General features: G+C 36.4%; 18 protein-coding genes. 11 read left to right on the top strand and 7 right to left on the bottom strand.

The genetic code is table 11. The features are described from left to right. Positions 1–57 precede the first annotated feature (57 nt). From A1704_RS20795 to A1704_RS20820, 6 genes are all read right to left on the bottom strand, one after another. Positions 58–1,059 (bottom strand): glycosyltransferase family 2 protein, encoded by a 1,002-nt coding sequence (locus A1704_RS20795; RefSeq protein ID WP_062675935.1) that lies wholly within the window; start codon positions 1,057–1,059, stop codon positions 58–60. 3 nt (positions 1,060–1,062) lie between these two features. After that, positions 1,063–2,133 carry a formimidoylglutamase gene (locus A1704_RS20800; protein WP_062675936.1) on the bottom strand — a complete coding sequence of 357 codons (1,071 nt, stop codon included), beginning with the start codon at positions 2,131–2,133 and terminating at the stop codon, positions 1,063–1,065. 147 nt (positions 2,134–2,280) lie between these two features. Further along, complete coding sequence (topA, locus tag A1704_RS20805) at positions 2,281–4,854, bottom strand: type I DNA topoisomerase (RefSeq protein WP_062675937.1); 2,574 nt, start codon at positions 4,852–4,854, stop codon at positions 2,281–2,283. Positions 4,855–5,129: 275 nt separating this feature from the next. Then, the gene (locus A1704_RS20810) at positions 5,130–8,522 is read right to left on the bottom strand and encodes a T9SS type A sorting domain-containing protein (RefSeq protein WP_062675938.1); all 3,393 of its coding nucleotides are present in this window, start codon (positions 8,520–8,522) and stop codon (positions 5,130–5,132) included. A 204-nt stretch (positions 8,523–8,726) separates the two neighbouring features. Then, entirely contained in the window at positions 8,727–9,866 is a 1,140-nt protein-coding gene (locus A1704_RS20815; RefSeq protein ID WP_228436860.1) for an EpsG family protein, read from the bottom strand. Position 9,867: 1 nt separating this feature from the next. Then, positions 9,868–10,875 carry a hypothetical protein gene (locus A1704_RS20820; RefSeq protein ID WP_062675940.1) on the bottom strand — a complete coding sequence of 336 codons (1,008 nt, stop codon included), beginning with the start codon at positions 10,873–10,875 and terminating at the stop codon, positions 9,868–9,870. 193 nt (positions 10,876–11,068) lie between these two features. Here A1704_RS20820 and A1704_RS20825 point away from each other — a divergent pair, with 193 nt between their 5' ends. The 5 genes from A1704_RS20825 to A1704_RS20845 are packed head-to-tail and all read left to right on the top strand — an operon-like array spanning position 11,069 to position 17,701. Beyond that, a complete protein-coding gene (locus A1704_RS20825; protein ID WP_062675941.1) occupies positions 11,069–14,722 on the top strand; it encodes an MMPL family transporter in 3,654 nt (1,217 codons plus the stop codon). Between the two features lie 42 nt (positions 14,723–14,764). After that, entirely contained in the window at positions 14,765–15,679 is a 915-nt protein-coding gene (locus A1704_RS20830) for a hypothetical protein (RefSeq protein WP_062675942.1), read from the top strand. Between the two features lies 1 nt (position 15,680). Next, positions 15,681–16,820 carry a beta-ketoacyl-ACP synthase III gene (locus A1704_RS20835; RefSeq protein WP_062675943.1) on the top strand — a complete coding sequence of 380 codons (1,140 nt, stop codon included), beginning with the start codon at positions 15,681–15,683 and terminating at the stop codon, positions 16,818–16,820. After that, positions 16,820–17,251, top strand: coding sequence for a hypothetical protein (locus A1704_RS20840; protein WP_062675944.1), 432 nt, complete (start codon positions 16,820–16,822; stop codon positions 17,249–17,251). Before A1704_RS20835 ends, A1704_RS20840 begins: the two co-directional genes overlap by 1 nt. A 6-nt stretch (positions 17,252–17,257) precedes the next feature. Next, the gene (locus A1704_RS20845; protein ID WP_062675945.1) at positions 17,258–17,701 is read left to right on the top strand and encodes a hypothetical protein; all 444 of its coding nucleotides are present in this window, start codon (positions 17,258–17,260) and stop codon (positions 17,699–17,701) included. 469 nt (positions 17,702–18,170) lie between these two features. Here A1704_RS20845 and A1704_RS20850 read toward each other — a convergent pair whose 3' ends face one another. Next, on the bottom strand, positions 18,171–21,083 hold the full coding sequence (locus A1704_RS20850) for a M16 family metallopeptidase (RefSeq protein WP_062675946.1): 2,913 nt from the start codon (positions 21,081–21,083) through the stop codon (positions 18,171–18,173). A gap of 359 nt (positions 21,084–21,442) precedes the next feature. Here A1704_RS20850 and A1704_RS20855 point away from each other — a divergent pair, with 359 nt between their 5' ends. The 6 genes from A1704_RS20855 to A1704_RS20880 all read left to right on the top strand — a co-directional run bounded on the left by A1704_RS20855 (position 21,443) and on the right by A1704_RS20880 (position 26,473). After that, entirely contained in the window at positions 21,443–21,847 is a 405-nt protein-coding gene (locus A1704_RS20855) for a hypothetical protein (protein WP_062675947.1), read from the top strand. Positions 21,848–21,908: 61 nt separating this feature from the next. Next, the gene (locus A1704_RS20860) at positions 21,909–22,904 is read left to right on the top strand and encodes a BtrH N-terminal domain-containing protein (RefSeq protein WP_062675948.1); all 996 of its coding nucleotides are present in this window, start codon (positions 21,909–21,911) and stop codon (positions 22,902–22,904) included. Position 22,905: 1 nt separating this feature from the next. Then, positions 22,906–23,664 carry an ABC transporter ATP-binding protein gene (locus A1704_RS20865; protein WP_062675949.1) on the top strand — a complete coding sequence of 253 codons (759 nt, stop codon included), beginning with the start codon at positions 22,906–22,908 and terminating at the stop codon, positions 23,662–23,664. Continuing rightward, positions 23,651–24,919: an ABC transporter permease gene (locus A1704_RS20870; RefSeq protein ID WP_062675950.1), complete on the top strand. Its 1,269-nt coding sequence runs from the start codon at positions 23,651–23,653 to the stop codon at positions 24,917–24,919. The genes A1704_RS20865 and A1704_RS20870 overlap by 14 nt, the downstream gene beginning before the upstream one ends. Next, on the top strand, positions 24,909–25,337 hold the full coding sequence (locus A1704_RS20875) for an acyl-CoA thioesterase (protein WP_062675951.1): 429 nt from the start codon (positions 24,909–24,911) through the stop codon (positions 25,335–25,337). The genes A1704_RS20870 and A1704_RS20875 overlap by 11 nt, the downstream gene beginning before the upstream one ends. Further along, the gene (locus A1704_RS20880; RefSeq protein ID WP_062675952.1) at positions 25,334–26,473 is read left to right on the top strand and encodes a beta-ketoacyl synthase N-terminal-like domain-containing protein; all 1,140 of its coding nucleotides are present in this window, start codon (positions 25,334–25,336) and stop codon (positions 26,471–26,473) included. The genes A1704_RS20875 and A1704_RS20880 overlap by 4 nt, the downstream gene beginning before the upstream one ends. Positions 26,474–26,483: the final 10 nt, after the last annotated feature.

A 26,483-nucleotide genomic window follows, 5' to 3' on the forward strand; every position in this document is an offset into this window, starting at 1 on the left:
TAGAACTTTATTATCATTTTCTATTGACCGAAACAATAGTACTTACATTTGTGTTTACTAAATCAACTTTCTTATCAATCTTTTTTGTCCTGCAAAAAACAACAGATAAAAAATCTTTTTCTTCAAAGGCAAAGATAAAAGATAATTCTTACCAAAACGACTATACTTCAATATATCTTGAATTTTTATTTGTCTTTCCTTCATAAAAAGAGCTAATTGATCCGACATACTATAAAATATTTCTTCTTTTTTAACAAAGGCCAGATAGGCTAAAAATGAGTATACGCCTTCAAAAATCTGAAAATTTTTCAACTCTTCTTTTTTGTGGGAATATGGGGATTTACTGAATATTTTTTCCACATCAGACACGGCTTTTAACATATCAATCCCTTTTTCCGTATGGGTTTTTGTAATAGAATCAGTACGTTCAAGGTACTGGTAATGAAAATTCTGAGTCTGCGCTATGGTTTCACATTCCAGCAAAAGCTGTGGAATAAGCTGAATATCTTCAAAATGAATTCCTTTTTTAAATCTTTTCTGATTAAAAAGCTCCTTTTTAAACAGCTTATTGCATGCAAAATAGCTGATATCTGAAAAAACAGAAAAATAATCTCCAAGTAGTATTTTCTCAGGCATATTGGGAAGCTGGGTCAGTTTTTGGATAATTTTTCCATTTTCGTCTACTTTCTGAATATTACAGATCACCATCTTCGCCTGGTGTTTTTCTGCTAAAAGAAGCATTTCTTCAAACATAGTTTCGGTGACATAATCATCACTGTCTACAAAACCAATGTAATCACCGGTAGCCTTATCAATTCCAAAATTACGGGCATCACTTAGCCCTCCGTTTTCTTTGGTAAAAGCTTTTATTTTATCCGGATATTTTTGTGCAAATTCTTTAATTATTTGTTCAGAATTATCTTTACTTCCGTCATTCACTACAAGAATCTCAATATCAGGAAGACTCTGCTTCACCAGGGAGTCAAGGCATTTTGTCAAATAATTTTCTACATTATAAACGGGAACAATAATGGATACTCTTGAGGGAACATTTGTCATACATTAAATTTTCGTCAGTCTTGCATTCAACCAGCCTTTTTTAGCTTCATCAAAATCCTTTCTGGAGCAGGGAATGCAGTTTTCTATATTTTCATCATCACCAAAATACCACAAATTACTGAAAGTATCACGCCTGAATGCATATTGCCTGTCATCTATCAAAACATAGAACAGTTCATAATGCCTTTCTTTAGGATGGGAATGCTGGATATTGATTCCTTCAATCAGATACCACAGCATTTGTGCTAAAAGCTGATGATTCAGCTGGTTTTCAGAATAAATATTATAATTAAAAATCCCGACAGATTTCAGGTTTTCACTCAATCCGATTTCCTTCATATAGGCACAGATTTCTCTTCTGTTCAACCCATTTACCTGCGGATTCATTGAAAAGGGTTCACTAAAGCTTTCAATAGCATCACAGTTTACGGTCACCAGATCTGCTTTTCTGAAGAACGGTTCTGTTTTTTCTGTAGAATTCATCATTTCAGCCAGTCGGATAATATCAAACTCTACTTCTTTGATGAGCCTTACGGAATCCATTTCATTCAAATGTTTCTGGTAGCCCAGATGATGGTAGTTTTTAATGGAGAAATTTTTGGCTCCGAAAATCTTGCTTAAAAAAGTATGTTCATTGATGCTTTCTCCTTGCTGAAGAGAGATAATATTACTAATCTGGGTATAATTGAGGCTTTTCTTATGGAAATTCAATGCTGAAAATAATGAGAAAGCAAAATCATTGGAACCACCAATAATTACCGGAATAGCTCTTTTATAATGACATGCCGACAGCACTTCCTGTAAGATATAATGAGTATCCTGAACAGATTTTCCGGACACCAGATCTCCGAGATCAACAACAGGAATTTCGAAGTCCATCTGCGAAAGCTTGTAAAATTCTTTTCTTACCGCCGTAAAATCCTGCACTTCCGCATCGCCGCCCGCACCTCTGTAGTCTGATACAAACAAAAGAACAATACTGTCTTCTCTGATATCTTTTGTAATCCGATTTCCTATCTGCCAGCTTTCTGTTTTGAAATTTCTTGGTGAAATGATAAAGTCTTCGAAATCCATATTTTAATTTAAAATGTAATAATTGATTAATCGCTTGATGTAACAAACATACAAAAAACACAGGAACTGAGTAAGACTGTTTCTATTTGTTCATAAAAAAAGCCGTCAACAGGTGTTAACGGCTTGGTATTTCAATCTTAAGATTATTTATTTTTTAGCTGCAGGTTTCTTAGCAGCTGGTTTTTTAACAGCTGTAGTCTTCTTAGTAGTCGCTGCCTTTTTTGCTGCAGGTTTTTTCTTTTCTGCAAAAGCTTTCGGATCCTGATCTGTAATCCATTTTTTAACCTCATCTAAAGAAAGTTCTTTCAGTTCGTCAGCTTCATATTTTGTATCATCTGCTTTTTTCGGAATTTTGAACATGGCTTTTCCGAACTTGATGAAAGGTCCCCATCTTCCGTTTTCAATGGAGATTTTTTCTTTTTCCCACTGCTGGATATATCGGTTGGCTTCTTTCTCCAATTTAGCGTCAATCAGTTCATTGATATCACTTTGTGAAAGGTTTTCGAAATCATATCTTTTGGGAACATTCACAAAGATATCTTTGTACTTGATAAATGGTCCGAATCTTCCTGATCCTTTGGTTACCGGTTCTCCTTTATACGTAGCAATTGGAGCATCAGCAATCTTCTTTTCATTGATAATCTCCTCAGCACGTTTCTGATCTACAGAAAGCGGATCTTCACCTTTCGGAATACTGATATAGGTTTCTCCCCATTTCACATAAGGCCCGAACCTTCCTACTCCTACAGAAACCGGCTGTCCGTCAACTTCACTTAAGTCGAAAGGCAACTTGAATAACTCCAATGCTTCTTCAAAAGTAATGGTTGCAATATTCTGTCCCGTCATTAACGAAGCAAAGATTGGTTTCTCCTCATCATCCGTTTCTCCAATCTGGATCATCGCTCCAAATCTTCCGATTCTTGCATGAACATTTTTACCAGTCTTTGGATCTACTCCTAATAGTCTGTCTCCGGTTGCACGATCTGCATTTTCTTCTACATCTTCAATTCTCGGGTGGAATTTAGAGTAGAAATTCGTCATCATTTCTTTCCACTTCTGATCACCGCTTGCAATTTCGTCAAAACTTTCTTCTACTCTTGCTGTGAAACCATAATCAAGGATTTCTCTGAAATTATCTGTTAAGAAATCATTGACTACTTCACCAATATCCGTAGGAACGAATTTATTTTTATCACCACCAAATTTCTCTTCAAGAACTACTTTTTTGATCTTATCTTTTGTCAAAGACATTTTGATCACTTCACGAGTGTGTGGTTCGATTTCTCTTTTATCTACATACTCTCTGTTCTGAATCGTCTGAATGGTAGGGGCATAAGTAGACGGTCTACCAATCCCTAATTCTTCAAGCTTTCTTACCAAACCAGCTTCCGTGTATCTTGCACTTGGTCTTGTGAACTTTTCAGTAGCAGTAATGGTTTTATAGTTCAAGACTTCTCCCACACTTACTTTCGGCAGCAACTTATCGTTGTTTTCCTCATCATCATCTTCTGCCTTTACAATTCCATAAGCTTTCAGGAAACCATCAAATATAATAACCTCTCCCTGTGCTTCAAAATGATGTGGCAATGATGCATTCCCTATTTCAATCACTGTCTTTTCAATTTTGGCATTAGCCATCTGAGAAGCAAGTGTTCTTCTGTAAATTAATTGATATAGCCTGTTTAATTGGGCATCAGCTACAGTTTTCACTCCAAAATCTGTAGGTCGGATCGCTTCGTGAGCTTCCTGTGCTGAAGCTGATTTTGTAGTATAATTTCTTGGAGAAGAATATTCTGCTCCATATTCTGATATAATTTGTTTTTTAGCTCCTTCAATAGCTTCCTGGGAAAGGTTTACAGAGTCCGTTCTCATATAAGTAATAAACCCTTCTTCGTATAGCCTTTGTGCGAGACGCATAGTATTGGTTACATTATAACCCAATCTTGAGGAAGCTTCCTGCTGCAATGTAGAGGTTGTAAATGGTGCTGAAGCTGAACGGGTACCTGGTTTGGTTTCAACATTGAGAACTTTAAATTCTGTAGTCTTTGCCTGCTCCAGGAATTTCTCTGCCTCTTCTTCCTTTTCAAAGTCTTTTTTCAGCTTGGCAGCAATTTCCTGCTCTGTTTTATTTAAAAAGATCCCATCCAGTTTAAAGCTTGCTTTTGGTTTAAACTCACGGATCTCTTTTTCTCTTTCAACGATTAATCTTACTGCTACAGACTGTACTCTACCTGCAGATAGTCCAGGTTTTACTTTTTTCCATAAAACGGGAGACATTTCAAAACCTACAATTCTGTCCAGCACTCTTCTCGCCTGCTGTGCATTCACTAAGTTCTGATCAATATCTCTTGGATTGTCGATTGCTTTTAGAATGGCGTTTTTGGTAATCTCGTGGAAAACAATTCTTTTTCTGTTTTCAGGCTTTAGTTTCAATTCATCCGCAAGATGCCATGCAATAGCTTCTCCTTCGCGGTCCTCATCGGAAGCGAGCCATACCATATCAGCTTTCTTTACGGCAGCCTTTAATTCGGTTACCAATTTCTTTTTGTCTGCTGAAACTTCGTAATCAGGACTGAATGTGGCAAGGTCTATACCCATTCCTTTTTTAGGAAGATCACGGATGTGTCCGAAGCTGGATTTCACTTCAAAATCCTTTCCTAGATATTTCTGAATAGTTTTTGCTTTTGCCGGGGACTCTACGATTACTAAATTTTTCGACATTCTAACTAAAAATTTTTGCAAAAGTAAAGCTTTTTTATTATATACTTTTTGTTAAACAGGTTTAATTTAATAATCAGGTCGCTTTACAGCATCTTTCAATATTCATTTTTTGGAGAAACAAACCGTTTGCAGTATGGGTTTTAGACTGATATACAATTATCAACATTCATTGATATAGAATTTTTCATCAGCCATAATAGATGTAAGAAATATGCTATCTTATAAAAAAGCAGAACAAGAAGCCTCATTCTGCTTTTAGTCCCTTATTTTAAGATTTATTGTTTTATAATTTTCGCAACTGCTTCGGAGTTGTTTATTCTTATTACATATACTCCTGCGCTTAAAGATGAAAGATCTGTCTGATTGTTTATAAAATGTCCGGACCTTACTAGTTGACCCAGAACATTAAAAATCTGAAAATTATATTCTTTATTTTCTGTGGTGCTGATGTAAAGAATATTGGAAAAAGGACTCGGGTAGATAGAAATTTTGTTACTGACCGCCTTAGATTTCACATTTTCTTTCATCAATGCAGGCCTATTAGATATAACCGAAATTCCTGATGCAGGACCTTCTTCATTACCATTGGCATCATACTTTATTTTCACACATCGGCATCCTGTTCCGAAGTACGGATCATTATTATCATGAAAGACGATTATTCTATTGGTGGTAGAGGCCGCATCAAACAATACATTAATAGATCGTCCAATGTAGTTTGAATTTAAAGCAGCAGTCCATACTGCCGGATACTGAAAGTTGAGCACATTAAATGTTCCCTGCGCAGTCTGATTGGCTGTTACACTTCTGAATCCTCTTGAACCGGAATCAGGATAATTCCCTACAAGATATGCCGGATTATTAAAGACATATCCCACTGTAGCATTGGCAGAATTTCTCACTCTTATTCCTGAATAATCTGTAGCAATACTGTATGAAGTTGCTATATTTTTATCTTTTTTATACCAGGGAGTTTGTCCAAAATCCGCTCCTGAAACCAGAGCTACACTTGTAAGATCCGGCACTCTCCATCCTTCAGGACAAGGATCAAAAGGGGATTTCTTACCTCCTCTTCCCCATCTGTCAGAAGCCAGATTGGGCTCTTGCGCCAACCAGTCCGTACCATTGGTATAATTAGGAGTTGTACTGTTGTAAGGAGCAAAAGTACTTGGGATCATATATACCAGGGGGTTCTTCATAGAATAGGATATTATTTTGGAGATTCTGTCTGCCGGTTTATCCGTTATCTGTACGTTCGATGTTCCCGCATATGTGTCATAAGGTACAATATAGTTTCCTGAAAGATTATTATAATCCGACTGATTAAGTGTACTGTAAGCCACTGTTCCATTAGCAGCTACAGTTCCCAAAAACACATTGTAAAAGCTTCTGTTATCCGCATACTGGAATGCAGGAATAGGATCTTTCCTTCCCCATTGATAATGCAATCCTGTAGAAGCACGTATTTTCAGCAGCTCATCAGTTGTAGGTGCCTGAGGATTGGCTACATTAGGAAAAGCATCTGTTGCTCCAAGATTACGATCCATGAAAGTGGTCTGCAATACAGCATCAGCTTTATTAACATAGTTCACATAATTTTTGACAGTTATTGGAGTTTCTGTAAGATAAGTGTATGATTCCACGGGAGAATCCGTAACCCATATATGCCAGCTCCAATATACCGGCGAAGATATACTCCCATTATGTAATGTAACAACAGCATTTCCACTTTCATTGGGGGCAATTTCTACAGATATTTTAGAATTACCGATATCCTGCAATGACGAAGGTGAAGGATTTACCATTGAAATTCTACTGATAAGAGCTGTATTGGTTGACCAGAGAACATTAGTTTTTAAATTACTAAAACTGGAAGTATTTAATATATCAGCGTTACCCAGTAACTGACTTTGTACAGAGAATGCTTTACTGACTGGAATTTCAATGGTTGTAACCGTTGGTTTTTTAACGATCTGGTAAGTATTCGGATTATTGAAACCTTCTTTGTACTCTGTAACTGCAGGCAGATATTCTGTTGGAAAATCATAATCATTAATTGTATATAACGGATCTTTTATACATCTGCAGCCATTGGCATCCGAAGTATACATTCCGGCCATAGGAAAGTAATAATAACGTCCTTTGATATTAGGATAATTAGCATCCGGAATATCTGGCTGTCCTTTATCCGGAATCATAGAAAGCCCTCTTACAGTAACAGCAGGAGAAGCATCGAACAACCGGGTTAAAGTTGCCGTCCACAATGCAATGTGATGCTGATCACTATATTGTCCTAAATGCGCTCCCCTGATAAGCTGCCCATTTCCAGGAAAAACCCCCATATTATACCCACCTACAGCCGATAGATCAAACCCAAGATTAGGATAAATTCTAAATCCCGTCATGAAGGCAGGAACTCCAGCATCAGTAGGCATTATAATATGATACTTATTGGTTTCAAAAACATTTTTTGCCATATTGGTTTTGACTCCAAAAGGTGAAAAATCTATTCTGATATCATCTACATAAGAGGGAGAAGCCAAATTTGCAACCAACATAGAAGGGATACGCCATCCATTGGGACAAGGATCATAAGGGGACTTATCTCTATAAGGCTTCGTCTTATCATCGGTACTATAGACGGTCTCAATTTTCCCTTGTGCATTATCAGACCACAGATTGAGTTCTGAAAGCCTGTTACTCGACAAAGTCGTAGATTTACCAAACCAATTGACCGGAAGATTGAGATTATTGTTGTAGTAAGCCTGACCTGAATTATCATCTTTATTAACATAAATAAGACTCAAAGGATTTTTTACAGAGAGTCTTATATTATTGGTAACCTCTGCAGCGGAAAGCAGAACAAATTTCCTGAGATCATCAATACTTACAGCGTTGGTCATATTTTTAGCTCCTCTATGTCTTACTCTACCTATAGATCCTGAAGCTTCATAAAAATCATTTCCTCTGGTTACTAAAGGGGGTATAGGATCTTTTCTTCCCCACTGATAAAGAAGCCCCATACTCTTATTCCAGTCTGATGCTGTGATAGAACTTGTGATAGCTCCAAGATTTCTATCCATCCATTTCCAATCGGAATCCGGGATAACTTCTGTTGTTCCGTCCGATTTCATTCTTTTGACGTTGTTGAAACTTTTATAGGCAACTCCATTGGTAGGATCATCTGTTACCCAGATATGCCAGCTCCAATAAATCTCTCCGTTTACTTTGAGAGCTACCACAGCATTCCCTTTTTTTGTCTTATTGACAGGGACTTTTATCTTAGCATCCTGCCCGGTTCCTATTATTTCAAGAGCATAATTTACTCCTGATTTTATAAGTCCATGAACATCTTCCCACAAAACATCTGCAGTTACCGTTCCTGCCGGAATACCGCTTCCGTTAAGATATCCGCCTCCTTCCCACATCGCATAAGCTTTTTTTACAGGAACCAACAATCCTTCGCTGTTCTGATTTGGATCAAAGATGTAACTGTTGGGAGCTTTTTTCCAGTCGGGAAGAAATAATGGTGTCAGTTCATTCAGTGGTCTTTTCAATGAGTCCTTACTCTCATTGAGCCATAGATTTCCTTTGATATTACCTTTGGAAATGATTCCAAATAACATCAGGCAGATGACTGCCGCTAATTTTCCAGCTAATCTTTTCATACCTTAGGTTTTAGTGTCATTAGCGAATGCAATTTTTAAGCCTTATTCAATAAAAAGCGATTTGTTTTATAAATAACATCATCATATTTAAATTACACTATTAATTATTCAACATAAATCTAATAAACAAAACAAGTCTTAACAAACCTTTTACACAAAAAAAAGACAGCCTCAAGCTGCCTTTATATTTTAACCTTCAAAATTTTACGGAAGAATATGGTTTTGATAACGATCAATCGAGAATCGTCCGGCTTTGATATTATTAAACATAGAGAAAATAACAAAATTGAAGACCACAAGTGCAATGATAAATGCATAAATCATATTTTTAACCCTTCCGGAAACAACATACATTGCATTCGGAATAATGATATACGAGAATCCAATAAATGCTCCTGCAAGTCTTGATGAGAAGATAGGGTTATTTCTAAAAATAAAGTAAAGACATATCCCGACTACAGCATAGTTCCTATGGTATTCATAGTAGGGATAGAGTTCTTTCATCTTGTTATCAAAAACAAAAAGGAAGAAGGTAAGGATAGCCATCATGACCTCCGGGATACCAATTCCCCCGTTAAGTCGCTGTACCGTTTCATCCATATATCCATTAAAACCCTCTACAAGTGTACTGTTAGAGGCCATACCATCTAAGAAACCTCCAAAACTCCTATAAATTTCAAAAGGAGATAAAAAGACAGAACCTACAATCATAATCAACATCATCGTTTTATTCAGCGGAATGCGAGCCAGCCAGTACATCGGCAGGAATAAATAGCAAACACTGTGTATACCTGATCCTATGAATATAAAAAACAGGTAATGCCAGAGTTTTCGTTCTTTAATATACCGTATTGCAAAATAAACGATAAAAGTTCCCAGGTTTTGTCTGATCTGCCCACTTTCCCCGATAAAGAAGTTGGGAATAAACATGAAGAGAGTAAAAGTAAACGGGTAAAAAGTATTGTCTTCTGTATATTCTACTTTAAAGATCATCGCAAAAACAGCAATGACGAATGTTACCATATAAAAAGGTGCATCAAAAAAGTTGAGAAGAACTTTATTAATCAAGGTATACAGCCATTCCACATCCAGAGTTTCCGTTCCTTCCATATGGAGCATCTTCATGAATATACTGTAGTAGCTTTTGGTATCAGAGTAAATATAGATTCCTTTGTAACTTCCGTAATCCGGGCCTACACTGTCTCTAAAACCGACAATAATAATAAAATAAACAGCAAGGAACCAGAACCACTTTTTATCAACCTTTTTTCCATATACTTCCTGAACACTGAAGAACAGCATATAGACGATTGCAATTATATAATATGGATGTAGTAAACTCATGCTAAATCTCTGATGTTTTTTTAAACTGATGATATGCTGTGATTATTCCTGTCAGAATTAAAGGCAGGAAAAGCCTCACTTCCCAGAAAAGTCCTACTAAAGTAATCATAAGGAGATAAGGAATGGAAAAGAAAAAATATTTTCCAAAAACACTTCTGTTTTCTTCTTCTGTACAAAGACCATATATAAAATAAATCACAATTAATGCAAACAGCAGTCCTGCAAGGTTGAAAGGACTGGAAAAGTTCCTGTTAATATAAAACCCTTCCACAAAAGTAGTTTCATCCTGAACAAGCAGAGCCCTCAATCCAAGATAGGGAATCAGAAAAGCAATAACTAACGGTATAATTTTCCAGATTACCTGATAATTTCCTTTTTTCAACTCCTCTATATTGAAAAATACTGCTGCAAAAAAGGCTATATTCAGACAAGCCGTTTCTCTTACCAAAGTAGAGATCCCAATAAGGCCAATGAGAATAAAAAAGAAAATATTTTTTTGGGTATCTAAATATTTCAAGGTTAAAAATACACCTGCCAGATAACAGAAAAGAGCAATGGTGTCACAGTTTGTAGGTGCATACTGTGTGATCACAATAAAAAATACGGATAAGAGATGAATAATCCTTCTTGCATTAAGATTCAGAAGAAGTCCCGTTGATTTCATGCGGAAAATTGTATTCAAAATCAAAGAACACAAAATAAAAAACACACTGTTCATCAGGAAAAGCCCATGATAAAAAGGGGTTCCGTTTTTTGACAAAAAATCTTTGAAGAAAGAAAGAGGTCCGTTAATCAGATTGTACATCAAATCTGTCATCTGTACACTCAGATAATTGGGAATCACTCTGTAAGCATATACCGAGGAAAATAAAAAGTCAGGGGTTGTCTCTGATGTTTTCAGTCTTGTATAGGAAGATTCAAATCCATAATAAGACATAGCAAACAACAGAAGCGGAAGTACTATTACAAATAGAAATCCGTTTATTTTTTCATCATTTCTTTTCAACATATCTAAAACAGATTCTTATTTTTTTAATAATAATGGTGATTTAAAATACATTTTTTCAAAAGGGAACTTTTGCAAAAGTAGAATATTTTTTCATTCTTCCTAGAATATTTTATTGATTTTCAGTGAAAACTTCTCGTTAACTATTTTGAACTAATGCTTAAAAAATTAAATTTGCAGACTTGATTTAAATGCAATGCATCGCTTTTTTATATTTTTATATTACCTGATTTCCAAAAATAAAATCCTGTCTGTATTTGCAGCTCTGGGAATTGCCGTTTTATGCATTTTCTTTGCGTCAAAGATCAATTTTGAGGAAGATATCAATCAGATTATTCCTAAAAATGAAAAGTCAGATCTTACGGCAAAGGTTCTTAAACAGCTTAATTTTTCGGATAAGATTATTGTTATTATTGAGAACAAATCCGGCGAAGACAGCTTCCTGCTTTCCGAAACAGCAGATACGTTTCTGAAAAAAATTGAGCCTTTACAGAAATACATCGGTTCTGTTCAGGGTAAGGTGAATGATAATGAAATCTCCGAAACCTTTGATTTTGTCAATCAGAATTTACCTCTATTCCTTAATGAGAGTGATTATAAGGAAATTGACCGGAAACTTCAGAAAGACAGCATTGCCAGACAGGTAGAAAATAATTATATATCATTGGTTTCTCCAACAAGTCTTGTTACCAAAGAGTTTATTAAAAAAGATCCTCTGGGGCTTACTTTTTTGGGAATCAAAAAATTAAATGCTTTAAACATCAGTAAAGATTTCAAACTCGAAGACAGCTATATTGTAACGAAAGACGGTAAGAACCTCTTGCTTTTCATTGATCCTAAAAACAAAAGTAATGACACGAAAGCGAATGAGGCCTTTGTAGATCAGCTTAATTCCATCAAAGACGGAATCAACAAACAGTTCAAAGGAAAAACAGAGATCAGCTATTTTGGTTCTCCAGTGATTGCCGTAGCCAATGCGAAGCAGATCAAAAAAGATATTCAGAACACAGTAGTCATTTCCATGACGGTTCTTCTGGTTCTACTGATCTATTATTTCAGAAATGTCTTTACTCCCATCATTGTTTTTTTACCAACAGTATTTTCTGTATTGCTTGCTTTATTGGTTCTTTATTTTATTAAAGATAAGATTTCGGCAATTTCACTAAGTGTGGGAGCTATTCTGATTGGAATTACCATTGATTATGCCCTGCATATTCTTACCCATTATAAGCACAACAATAATATTGAAGAGCTTTACAAAGAAATTACGCAGCCTATTATATTGAGTAGTGCAACGACGGCCGTTTCATTCTTATGTCTGGTTTTTGTTCGTTCTGAAGCATTGAAGGACTTAGGACTTTTTGCTGCGATCACCGTGATTCTTTCTTCAATCACCGCATTGATTATTGTTCCTCAGCTTTACAAACCAAAAGAGAAGAGTGAACAGCCCAATACCAACTTTATTGACAAGATCGGATCTTATCCGTACGAAAAAAACAAGCCTCTGATTATAGGATGCTCTATTATTATTCTTGCCTGCCTTTTTGGATTCAGACATGTAGGTTTCAATGAAGATATCGGCGATCTGAATTATATTCCCAAAGAATTAAAAATCAGTGAAGCAAAACTTCAGAAACTTTCAGATATTACTTCAAAATCAATCTACACTATCTCTTATGGCGATTCTGAAGAACAGGCTTTAAGCAGAAATTCTGAACTGAGCAGCTTCCTTGAAAAAGAGAAAAAAGAAGGCAAAATTTTAAGCTATAACTCTATCGGAAGTGTGGTGCTTTCAGAAAAAGACCAACAGAAAAAAATTGAGCAATGGAATCGATTCTGGAATGACCAGAAGAAAAGTCTAGCCATTTCCGAACTGATCAGTAACGGAAATAAATTCGGTTTCAACAGTTCCGCTTTTGATGGTTTTAATGAAGTTTTGCATAAAAATTATTCCGCATTGAGTCTGAAAGATTATCAAAAAGTAAAAGCGCTTCAGATTTCAGAATTCATGAGCAACGAAAATGGTTTTTACACGGTTTCCAATGTGGTAAAAGTAGATGAAAAAAAACGGGACGCTTTCATCAAGGATATTGAGAAGAAGCATGATGCCATTGCCATTGACCGCCAGCAGATGAACGAAAATTTCCTTGGTTTACTGAAAAGAGACTTCAATACACTGATCAATTATTCTCTTCTTGCCATTATTTTAACGATCATCGTTTTCTTCAGGAATTTTGAATTAACGGTTCTCACCATGTTCCCGATTGTTTTAACGGGAGTTGTTACAGCCGGAATCCTTTATTTTCTGGGATTGGAATTAAATATTTTCAGTACCGTAGTGTGTACGCTGGTATTTGGAGTCGGAGATGACTTCAGTATTTTCCTGACTCAGGCTATGCAGAAAGAACATACTACCGGAAAGAATGAATTACCCACGTATAGAATTTCGATTATCCTTGCAGTTTTCACGACGATCCTTTCAATTGGCTCTCTGATTTTTGCCAAGCATCCTGCCCTGCATTCCCTGGCTTTGGTTGCTTTGATAGGAATGTTCTCTGTGATTATCATTACCTCTACCCTATATCCTTTCTGGTTCAGATTATTCATTACCAACAGGGCGAAAAAAGGACTTTCTCCCATCACATTCAGATTGTTTGTATGGTCAGTATTCTCATTCCTTTATTACGGATTGGGTGGATTGCTGTTTTCTGCCTTCGGAAGTTTTTTTGTTAAAAATTCCAAAGGGCAGACGCTGAATATTATCAAACTTATTTTAGCCAGATTTTTAACTTCCGTTCTTTATTCTAATCCTTTTGTAAAGAAGAAGGTCATTAAAAATACATCTGAAGATTTCAGCAAACCTGCAGTTATCATTGCCAATCATACTTCTTTCCTCGATACGCTGGCTATTGCAATGGCGACCCACAAAATTATTTATCTGGTGAATGACTGGGTATATCAGTCTCCTGTTTTTGGAAAACTGGTAAGAGCACTGGGCTTTTATCCCGTTTCACAGGGAATCGAGAATGGAATGGACAAACTGAAAGAAAAAGTTGAACAGGGATATTCACTCGTTGTGTTCCCTGAGGCAGAACGTTCTTACACCAATGATGTGAAAAGATTCCATAAAGGAGCTTTTTATCTCGCTGAACAGTTCGGACTGGATATTCTTCCTATTTACATCCACGGAAACTCTGAGGTATTGCCGAAAGGAGACTTCATTATCTACGACGGAAGCATTACGGTAAAAGTGGGGAACAGAATCAGCAAAGACAACATGAGTTTTGGTAAAAACTATTCTGAGAGAACAAAGAAGATCAACGCTCATTTCAGGGAAGAATTTGCCAGACTGCGTGAAGAGATTGAGGATGAGAATTATTTTAAAAAGAAATTATTCCTGAGCTATCTTTACAAAGACAGTGAAGTGGTAAAAGAAGTAAAAGAGGATTTTAATGCCAACAAATCTGTTTATTTCGAACTGAACAAGCATATTCCGAATGACGCCAATATTCTTCATTTAGCTGATGATTTTGGGCAGAAGGATGCATTATTAACTTTATACCAGGCAAGCCGAAGAGTTTTTTCTCTGGTTCAGAATGATGAAAAAAGAGCAACAGCAGCACACAGCTATCTGGTAAAAAAAAGAAAGATCCAGTATATAAAAGACATTTCTGAGGCAAACAAAAAGATTGATGTACTCCTCATCTCCCATGATCGTTTTACATGGAATGATATTCAGGAGCTGCCGGAAACGATCATTTTTGTAAATACAAAAAATGATTCTTTTAAAAGTGATCATTATACACTAAAATTTAGTTCAGAATCATTAAAAGTATTTAAAACCAAATAATAAATATGAAAAACATATTTTTGTAAACGCTAAAGAAAACTAATGAAGAAAAATATACTTGTCATATATTATTCACAAACCGGGCAACTCGAAGATATTGTGAAAAACATCGCCAGGCCTTTTGAAGCTCAAAAGGAGAAATATGATGTTACCTATTATAATATTAAACTGAAAGAAGACTTCCCGTTTCCTTGGCCAAGTGATGTTTTTTTCAACACTTTTCCTGAATCTTATCTACAGATTCCAAAAGAAATCCTTCCTCCTTCAGAAGAAATTCTGAACAAAAAGTACGACCTTATCCTATTCGGGTATCAGGTATGGTATCTCACACCATCCATTCCTATTATTTCTTTTTTAAAGAGTGATTATGCAAAACCAATCCTTAAAGACACTCCTGTGGTTACGATCTCAGGAACCAGAAATATGTGGATGCTTTCCCAGGAAAAATTAAAGGTTTACTTAAGGGATTTACAGGCTAAACTCGTAGGAAATATTGCTTTGGTAGACAGACATGACAATTACACCAGCGTATTAACGATTCTCCGATGGCTTACCACAGGTCAGAAAAAAAAATCAGGAATGCTTCCTGCCGCAGGAGTTTCCAATGAAGAAATCGCAGGTTCTGTAAAGTATGGCGAGATTATTGAAAGACATTTTAATAATGACGACCTTAATAGTTTGCAACCAGATCTTGTGAAAAACGGAGCGATTGAAATCCGTGCGTTTTTAGTGCGTGTAGAAAAGGTAGGAAACAAAATTTTTACAGTATGGTCTAACCTGATTATCAAGAAAAAAGAGAAACGTCCATTGCTGATAAAATTCTTTAAGGTATATTTGATGGCAGCGATATGGATTATCTCACCTGTCGTTTTGGTTTTACACCTGCTTACAACCCCTATATTTTGGTTTAAAAGACAAAAACAAAAAAGATATTTACAAGGAATTAATTTAAAATAGAATGTACGACGTATTTATAACAAAAGCATCAAAATACTTACCCAATGAGCCGGTAGCGAATGATGAAATGGAGACTTATCTTGGGCTTATCAATGATGCGCCATCTAAAGCAAAATCACTTATCCTAAGAAATAATAAAATCACAACAAGATACTACGCCTTAGACAAAGAAGGGAATCCTACCCACTCTAATGCACAGCTTACTGCCAAAGCAATCGAAGGACTTTTTGATGAAAATTTCAAAAAGGAAGATATGAAATTACTATCGGTAGGAACTACTTCACCAGATCAGATCCAGCCTTCTCACGCTTCTATGGTGCATGGTGAGCTTAACATCGGAAAATCTATTGAAATTAATACTTCAACAGGTCTTTGTAATTCAGGAATGAATGCGCTCAACTATGGATTCCTTTCTGTAAAAGCCGGTGTACAGGACAACGCAGTATGTGCAGGTTCTGAAAGAATGTCTGCATGGATGACTGCTGACAAATTCAACCATGAAGCAGAAAATTTAAAATTACTGGAGGAAAGACCTATCATTGCTTTCAAAAGAGAATTCCTGAGATGGATGCTTTCTGATGGAGCAGGCGCTTTCCTTTTAGAAAATAAACCGAGAGAAAACAGTACTTCCCTAAAAATAGAATTCATTGATTTCTATTCTTATGCTCACGAAATTGAAGCATGTATGTATGCAGGATGTGATAAGCTGGAAGACGGAAGTCTGAAATCATGGGCTGACTACCCTTCTGATGAATGGCTGAAGCAATCTATTTTTGCCATCAAACAAGACACTAAAATCCTTGATAAATATATTCTTGTAAAAGGAGCAGAAAGTTTAAGATCATCTTTTGACAAGCATAATCTGGATCCGGAAAAAATTGACCACGTACTGGCTCACATTTCTTCAGGATATTTCAAAGATGGACTGAAAGAAGAGTTTGCTAAAAAAGGAATGGATTTCCCTGCAGAAAAATGGTTCTATAACCTTTCTGAGGTTGGAAACATCGGTGCAGGATCTATATTTATTGCCCTTGAAGAATTGATGAATTCAGGAAAACTAAAAAAAGGAGAAAAAGTACTTCTTTGTGTTCCTGAAAGTGGAAGATTTGCTTATTCTTGTGCTTTATTAACGGTTTGCTAATGAAACACAGACTGCCAACATCCGATAAAGATTTTGTAGAAAGCCTTATTCCGCAAAGGTTTCCTTTTGTGATGGTACATGAATTATCAGAATATTCTGAGAATCATCTTCTGTCTGGTTTTGAAATAAAAGAAGATAACCTTTTTATCCAGGACGGATTATTCCAGGCTTCAGGACTGATTGAGCATCAGGCGCAGAGCGTTGCCCTGCATACAGGATATAAATATTATCTGCTGGGAAAAGATGCACCTACGGGATATATCGGAGCTATCAAATCTTTTGAAGCCGAAATACTACCTAAAGTAGGAGACCACCTGAAATCTGAGGTGACCATCCTTAATGAAGTAATGGGAGTAACCCTTGTAGATATTGTTACCAAACTGAACGGTGAAGTGATTGCAAAATCTCAAATGAAAACCGCTGTAAAATAAACTGAAATGGAGATAAAGGAAGAAAATATCATCAATATACACAACTTTTTACCGCATCGTGAACCGATGCTGATGGCAGACTATATCCTGGAGCTGACCAAAGAAAAAGTAGTGACTTCCTTTGAAATCAAAGAAGATAATATATTTGTTCACAACAATCAGTTTGCAGAAGCCGGCTTAATCGAAAATATGGCCCAAACCTGCTCTTCTATCCTTGGACAAAGCTTCTTTGAAAATCCTGAAGCTGATACTAAAGTGATCGGGTTCATTACCAATATCAAGAAGATCGAGATTTTCGCTCTTCCAAAAGTACATGACAAAATCATTTCCAAAGCTTCACTTATTTCACAGTTTGAGAACATTTGCCATATTTTCTGTGAAACATTTCATCATGATGAATTATTGATCAGAGCGGAGATCAACCTTTTTATTCAGGAAGTAAAATCGTAATGATCAATTAAAAATATAATAGAAAAGCTGTACAAAATGTACAGCTTTTTCTTTTAAATCAATTTTATATTCTCTAATAGATTTGTGAACATTTGTGCATTCATTTGTGTTATTCATTTGTGTTATTCGTGTTTAAAATATAGGTTTAGGCTAAAGCCAATTGATTTTTCTCTTTTTTTAAGCGGGCTTCTTCGTCTCCGCTCAGAGTCATGGCCCACTCCTATTGAATTGATTACAATGATTTTACGGAAAAACGTCCGTTTTTTGTTTATTTACACAGTCATCACTTCTTCATAAACAAAATGAAAATCAGTTAATTACAATCAGGAAAACCTCATCACCAGATGAATTATTTCACGTGAAACATTTTATAAATCCGTGAAACTCTGATGGTCAGGGAGAAAGAGTTTTAAACAACAAAAAAGCGGAACATTTCTGTCCCGCTTTTATCATTATTTTAAACAAAGGATTAGTATCCGAAGATCTCTTCAAGAGATACTTCCTGGAATTCTCCCATTTTGTTGATAGACTCCATATTCAGATTTTCTTTCTTGCCGATGATGGCGGTATTGTATTTTACAGGTTTTACTTCAGTGTTGTAGAATCCTGTAAGCTGTGGTAATGTTAATCCCTGAATTTCAGCATAAATATCTTTTCTGATATCATAGTCAACCCCTAGTTTTTTCAATGCTAACTGATTGAAGAAAATATTTGTTCTGTTGATTCTGTTAGAAGCAATCTGTTTTAAGGCAGAACCTCTTGCATTCTCAAACTGTGCCGGGATTTGTGGTAAAGATACCATTAAGTCATTCATTGCATTTACAGCTAAAGGAAGCTTGTTTGCCTGTGTTCCGATATAATTTGTAACATAGTTTGCTTTCCCTTTTTCTGAAGCATTTCCATAAGAAACATAGGCAGTATAAGCCAATGACTTACTTTCTCTGATCTCCTGGAAAACGATAGAAGATAATCCTCTTCCGAAATATTCATTGAAAACATTTGCTTTCCCGAAATTACTAAGGTTTACGGTACTGGCTTTTGCTACTTTTGACATTTCCATTTGTACCATGTCATAATTTGTGAAATATACCTTTCCTTCAGTAGCCGGTTCAGCATATTCTTTTGCCTGTGCAGGCTGAAGGCTTGTATTAATGATAAAAGGTTTCACCGCTTTTTCTAATCCTGACTGATCCTGTCCGTAAAGAAGCACCTGATAAGGATACTGGTTCAACGTTTTCACTTTCTTCATCAATTCTACGGCGTCAATGCTCTCAAGACGTTCTTTCGAAACAATGTCTGTCATTCTTGAATTTTTACCGTATTTAGCATAGTTTGAAAGAGCAGCCATAATTCTCACTTTATCTTTCTTTGCAGAAGCTCTTGATTCCAGAATTGTTTTTACCGTTTGAGCATAAATTGCTTTATCAGCTTTTACATTCGTCATCCAGTGGTTCATTAGTTCTACAGCTTTCTTCATATTACTTTCAAGACCACTTAATGTAATGATCATCTGGTCATTGGAAGTTCTCAGACTATAACTTACACCCAGTTTAAAGAATTCTTCTTTCAGCTGTTCCGGAGTGTATTTATCGGTTCCAAGATATTCGAAAAGAGTTCCTGCAATAGAAAGTTCTTTATCATTATCTGTTCCGAAAGGGAAAATATAACTGATTTGAGCAACCTCATTATATTTATTCTTCACAAAACTTATCGTCTTATCTTTGATCTTTGAAGTCTGAATGGCTGTTTTAAAATCAATAAATTCAGGCTTACTTTCCGGTACTTTTGTATTCAGAATATCTTTAAGGAAAGGAGACTGAGCTTCTCTGTTCAGTTTAATCGGGGTAATTCCAGGGTTCTGTACACGTACAAGTTTATCATTCACCCCTTTTTCTTTATAAATAACAACATAATTATCTTTAAAGAAATCGTTGGCAAACTTCACTACGTCAGCTTTCGTAATTTTATCATACTGATTGATCTCATCCAGCTCCTGCTCCCATGTTCTTACATTGATATAGGAATCATACAACTCAGTAGCTAGTCCATCAGCTGTTTCCCAGCTCTTCATACGCTGAACTTTTTTATCATTTACGATAGCTTTCAGTATCCAGTCCGGGAACTGTCCTTTTTTCACAAGATCCAGCTGATCCATCAGAAGTTTTTTAGCTTCATCAAAGCTTTGACCTTCTTTAGGCGTTACCACTAATCCAAATGTACCATACATTTTGTAAGGCGACTCATACGCTCCTGCTCCAAGCGTTTTTTGCTTCTGGTTGATGTTAAGGTCAATTAATCCCGCATCTCCTCTGTTACTTAAAATTTCAGATACTACGTCTGCCAGTCTTGCTTCCTGAGTTCCATAAGAATCTGTTCTCCATGCAATAGTCATTCTTGGCGTAGTAGGACTTTTTACCGTTCTGGTAACAATGCTGGTCATGGGTTCTTCCGTAACCATCTTTTTCATCGGAAGTTCTTTGTATTTGAACGCACCGAAATACTGATCAACTAATTTTATAGTTTTATCATAATCCAGGTCTCCAACCAATACTACAGCCATGTTATTAGGCACATAATAAGTATCAAAATACTTGTGGATCGCCTCCATAGAAGGGTTCTTCAAATGTTCTGAAGTTCCGATTGTCGTTTGTTGTCCGTTCGGGTGTTTTGGAAAAAGAGCCTGCATCAATGAATAGAATACAAGACGACTGTCGTTATCCTGAGCTCTGTTATATTCCTCATATACCGCTTCAAGCTCTGTGTGGAAAAGACGCAATACCAATTCTGAAAAACGCTCTTTCTCTACTCTTAACCATTTTTCCAATTCGTTGGAAGGGATGTTGTTTTTATAAACCGTTTCATCCAGTGAAGTGTGAGCATTCGTTCCTGTAGCTCCTAATGAAGAAATTGCTTTATCATATTCATTAGCGATAGCATATTTGGAGGCTTCTTGGGAAACTTCGTCAATTTTTTTATAAAGTTCTTTCTTTTTTTCAGGATCTTTTTCTGCCTTATGCTGCTCATAAAGATCAGAGATCTGTTGTAGCAAAACTTTTTCCTTGGCCCAGTCCTGCGTTCCCAGGTGCGAAGTCCCCTTGAAAACCATATGTTCCAGATAGTGCGCTAAACCCGTATTATCACTTGGGTCATTATTAGATCCCGTTCTTACGGGGATGTACGTCTGGATCCTCGGGGCATCATCATTTTTTGCCAGATAAACCTTTAATCCGTTTTTCAGTGTATACACACGCACTCCGGTTTGGTCATTCTTTACCGTTTCATAGGTATACCCTTGAGCATCCGTCTGTTTTTGAGTCTCAAATTTCTGTGCCATTGCACTGATCATACAGAAAAGCGAAACCGAAATAAAAATCTTTTTCATAGTAGTTATTTAATATTATTTTTCAATCCAAATTTCCATCCATTAGTCTTATTTATATAAACACTTGTTACAAAGGAACCGTTACCAACAGAAACAATAAGCTTTATAGGATTCTTTTAAGATTCTTTTATATAGAATTAGTTAAAAGCTTCTTTCGAAACAGGGAAAAATAAAAACGGTTCTATAACAATTCTGGAGATTTATTGATGATACAGTCTCTATTTCATGGTAATAACTCCCTCAAATTTAATATGATTTACATATAATGTATTTTCACTATTTTAGCCACCTGATTAAAAGAATCAAAAAACAGGTGAGCCTTATGTCATCTGGAATCTAAAAATATAAACATTATTTAGATGAAAAAACAAGACCTGCCTCAAGACGAAAGTAACCTGAAATCCGCCAACATGACTGAAGTTCTGTATGTAACGGATGAGAACGACAACTACACGACAGCAAACAGTACAGGCTGGGATGCCAAGAAAGCTGCTCTGGATGAATCTATGGAACTTATTTATGAGAGAATTGAGGAAGCAAAACAAAATGTGGCCCATAATATAGCAAGTCCTATTGCCTATTTTATGGAACTGAACAAAATGGATATTGGCGTTCTGGCTTCATATGTAGGAATGTGGCAATGGAGGGTAAAAAGACATTTTAAACCAAAAATATTCAAAACACTAAGCGAAAATGCACTGAAAAAATATGCCGATGCATTCGGTATTTCAGTGGATGAATTAAAAAACTTCAACGGAAAATAAATGAAACAGGGCCAGAAATAATGCCCGTTCCATTTGGCCAGAGAAAAGATACAATCTGCAAATGAAATTAAACTTTGAACACCATCAGACTGCGCATTGCGAAAACGGTGTTGCTTCTAATCTACTGCTTAACAAAGGCTTGAAACTAAGCGAACCTATGATCTTCGGGATCGGTTCAGGACTGTTTTTTGTCTATCTTCCTTTTCTGAAGGTGAATTTTGCTCCGGGCTTCAGCTATCGTCCGATGCCGGGTGCTATTTTCAGTAAAGCAGCTAAAAGATTAGGAATTAAAATCAAAAGAGAAAAATTCTCCAATCCTCAGGATGCCCAAAAAGCGCTTGAAAGAAATCTGGAACAAAATATTCCTACAGGACTTCAGGTGGGCGTTTTCAACCTTACTTATTTTCCTGAAGAATATAAATTCCACTTCAATGCCCACAACCTTGTGGTATACGGAAAAGAAGACGGAAAATTTCTGATCAGTGATCCGGTAATGGATTATACCACTTCCCTTTCTGAAGCAGAACTGGAAAAAGTAAGATACGCCAAAGGAGCACTTCCTCCAAAAGGACATATGTACTACCCTGTGTATGTTCCGGAAAATGTGAATCTTGAAGATGCCATCAAAAAAGGAATCAAGGATACCTGTAAAAATATGCTGGCGCCAGTACCGCTTATCGGAGTAAAAGCTATGAGATGGGTAGCCAAAAGCATCCCGAAATGGGCTGAAAAGAAAGGTACAAAAGTGACTAACCATTATTTGGGACAATTGATCAGGATGCAGGAAGAAATCGGAACCGGAGGCGGAGGCTTCAGGTTTATCTATGGTGCATTTCTTCAGGAAGCGGCTGTTATTCTTAAAAATGATGAGCTGAAGGAATTATCAAAAGAAATTACTTCTATTGGTGACCTTTGGAGAGACTTTGCCGTGGATATTGCCCGTGTTTATAAAAACAGAAACTCCAAAAGCAATATCTATAACGAACTTTCAAAAACAATGCTGCATATTGCAGACCTGGAAGAAGCTTTCTATAAAAAACTGAGAAAAGCGATCTGATATGGCAGAAAATATGATTGAGATTAAAAACTTATACAAAAAATACAAAAATTCTGATGAGTTTTCTGTAAATGATATTTCTTTGAGCATCAGTAAAAATGAAATCTATGGTATTCTTGGCCCCAACGGAGCTGGAAAAACAACCTTGATTTCCATGCTTTCAGGATTAATCAAACCTACATCAGGACATTTTACCATCAATGGTTTATCTCCACAGAAGGACGGCTTTAAAATCAGACAGATTATCGGAATTGTTCCACAGGAATATGCCTTATACCCAACACTTACAGCCAAAGAAAACCTCATGTTTTTTGGAAGCCTGTATGGTTTAAAGCATAATCAGCTTAAAAAAGCCATTGACGAATCCCTTGAAATCATGGGGCTTTCAAAATTTGCCAACAAGCAGGTAGGCCAGTTTTCAGGAGGGATGAAACGCCGCTGCAACCTCATCGCCGGCACCCTTCACAATCCTAAAGTTCTCTTTCTGGATGAACCTACTGTAGGTGTGGATGTTCAATCTAAAAAAGCAATTATTGATTATCTTCTGGATTTAAATAAACAGGGAACGTGCATTATTTATACTTCCCATCACCTTTCTGAGGCTGAAGAATTCTGTACAAAAATTGCCATCATCGATCATGGAAAAATTCATGCTGTAGGAACCCCTGAAGAACTTGTTTCGCAGATTGCCAATGCCGAAAACCTGGAAGACGTTTTCATTTCATTAACCGGAAAAGAATTAAGAGATGTTGTTGTATAAACTGTGGAGAAGTTTTATTAAGGAAATTCTTCTGCTAAAAAGAGATATTGGAGGAATCGTCATCATCTTTGTGATGCCTTTGCTTTTGATTGTCACCATTACCCTTATTCAGGATTCTACCTTTAAAAATCTTGAAGGATCAAAGATTCCTATTATTTTTATCGATCAGGACAAATCTGAGGTATCAAAAAACATAAAAGCAGAGCTTGAAAACAGCAAAACATTTCAACTGCTGACCAACTTCAATGAAAAGTCGGCCCAGGATGCTGTTTTCTCCGGAGATTATCAGATGGCGATTGTCATTCCTGAAAATTTAACGAAAGATTTAAATTCCAATATTGATTCTAAAGTTCAGACCATTGTAAGCTCATTCGGACTGGAAGGAGATTCGGCAAAAGTAAAAACAGCAGCTCCAAAGGCAAAAGATATTCATTTGTATTTTGATCCCGCTACCAATGCCGGATTCAAAAACTCCGTGATGAATTCTGTGAATAAAATGGTTTTTGAGATTGAAAATAAAAAGATTTACAAGGCATTTCAGGAGCAGCTGGGAACAACAGAAAATCTTGACGAAAATAAAAACCTGATCAGTTTTAAAGAAATCACTCCCGAAAAAGGAGAAATGGATGTGATGCCGAACTCTGTTCAGCACAACGTTCCTGCATGGACACTTTTTGCGATCTTCTTTATTGTAGTCCCTTTATCCATCAATCTGGTAAAAGAAAAAAGTCAGGGCACAAGTGTAAGAGCAAGAATAAGCCCTACTCCTTATTTTGTCCATATTTTAGGAAAAACATTTACGTATCTTATCATCTGCCTTATTCAGTTTTTACTGATGGTTGCCGTTGGAATTTACCTTTTCCCTTATATGGATCTTCCGGCTTTTGATGTATCCGGAAAAATGTTCCAGCTTGTGGTAGTAACACTATTTGCAGGACTGGCCGCAATTGGATTTGGAGTTCTATTGGGAACTATAGCCGATACGCAGGAACAGTCTGCCCCATTTGGAGCAACCTCTGTAGTGGTTTTAGCTGCTATTGGCGGGATTTGGGTTCCTGTATTTTTAATGCCGGAATTTATGCAGACTGTAGCTAAATTTTCTCCTATGAACTGGGGACTGAATGCCTATTATGATATTATTTTAAGAAACAGCGGAATTGGTGGAATTGCCAAAGAACTGGTTTTCCTCTTCTTATTCTATATTGCCACTGTAGCTATTTCCATTTTTTACGAAAAAAAACAAAATGCAGTCTAAAGAAAATATATTAACCTGTACTGAAGAAGTGAGAGTACGCTTCAATGAAACAGATCCGCTGGGCATTGTCTGGCATGGGCATTATATCGTGTATTTTGAAGACGGAAGAGAAGCTTTCGGTCGTCTGCATGGTCTTACCTATCTTGATATCCAGAATGCAGGATATGTAACGCCTATTGTAAAAAGTACCTGTGAGCATTTTCTTCCTTTAAAGTATGGAGAAACATTTAAGATCGTAACGACTTTTATCAATTCTGTATCTGCCAAACTTATTTACAGATATGAGCTTTTCAATCAGGAAGATCAACTGGTATGCAGCGGAGAAACCATTCAGGTATTTCTTGATAGCAATGGAAGCTTATGCCTGTACAATCCGGAGTTTTTTCAAAACTGGAAAGATAAAATGGGATTATCATGAGCAAGGAAATTTATATCACAGACTACAATTGTATAACTCCTTTAGGTTTCAATGTTGATTCCAACTGGAACGCTCTGTTAGAAGGACAGTCAGGAGTTGCTTTACATAAAATTATAGACAATCAGGAGGCTTTTTATGCTTCTATGATTGATTCTGACGAACTGAATGAAGAGTTCAACAGATTCTTCGCTCAGCATACAACTGATTTCACAAGACTGGAGAAGATGCTTCTTTTAAGCTTACAGCCTCTTGTTGAAAAACATACCGTTTCGGAAAGTACGGCTTTCATCCTTTCCACAACAAAAGGAAATATCAGTCTGTTAAAAAACCAGCCGGAATTACCGGAAGGTGTTTATTTATCAAAATTAGCAGAAAAAATTGCTTATTTCTTTGGATTTAAAACCAAACCGATTATTGTTTCCAATGCCTGCGTTTCAGGGGTAATGGCGATTTCTGTTGCTAAAAATATGATTCAGGCAGGAAAATATAAAGATGCTTTTGTGATTGCAGGTGATGAGCTTTCTGAATTTGTTATCTCAGGATTCAATTCATTTCAGGCAATAGGATCAGGACCTTGTAAACCTTATGATAAAAACAGAAACGGAATTAATATTGGTGAAGCAGCTGCTGCTGCTTATATCACTTCAATGTCAACTGGAAACGAAAAATTCAGATTTAAAGTACTGGGAGATTCAGCAGTGAATGATGCCAATCATATTTCCGGACCTTCAAGAACCGGTGACGGTTTATATGCCAGTATCAGAAATGCTATGACTGAAGCGAAGGTTTCTCCGGAACAGATTGATTTTATTTCTGCCCATGGAACGGCTACTCTATATAACGACGAAATGGAAGCCATTGCCTTCAACAGACTGGATCTTCAGCATATTCCTCTCAACAGTATGAAAGGCTATTACGGGCACTGCCTGGGAGCGTCAGGGCTTTTGGAAAGTATTATTTCTATGGAAAGTGCTCTTCACAGTACTTTGCTTCCATCAAAGAACTTTGAAGAAACAGGAGTAACCCAGCCTTTAAATATCATCAGAGAAAACCAAACTGCAGATATTAAATATATTCTAAAGACCGCTTCTGGTTTTGGAGGATGTAATGCAGTTGTTGTACTGGAAAAATGTTAAACTGAAAGTG

This window comes from Chryseobacterium cucumeris (assembly GCF_001593385.1).
GTDB classification, from domain to species: Bacteria; Bacteroidota; Bacteroidia; order Flavobacteriales; family Weeksellaceae; genus Chryseobacterium; species Chryseobacterium cucumeris.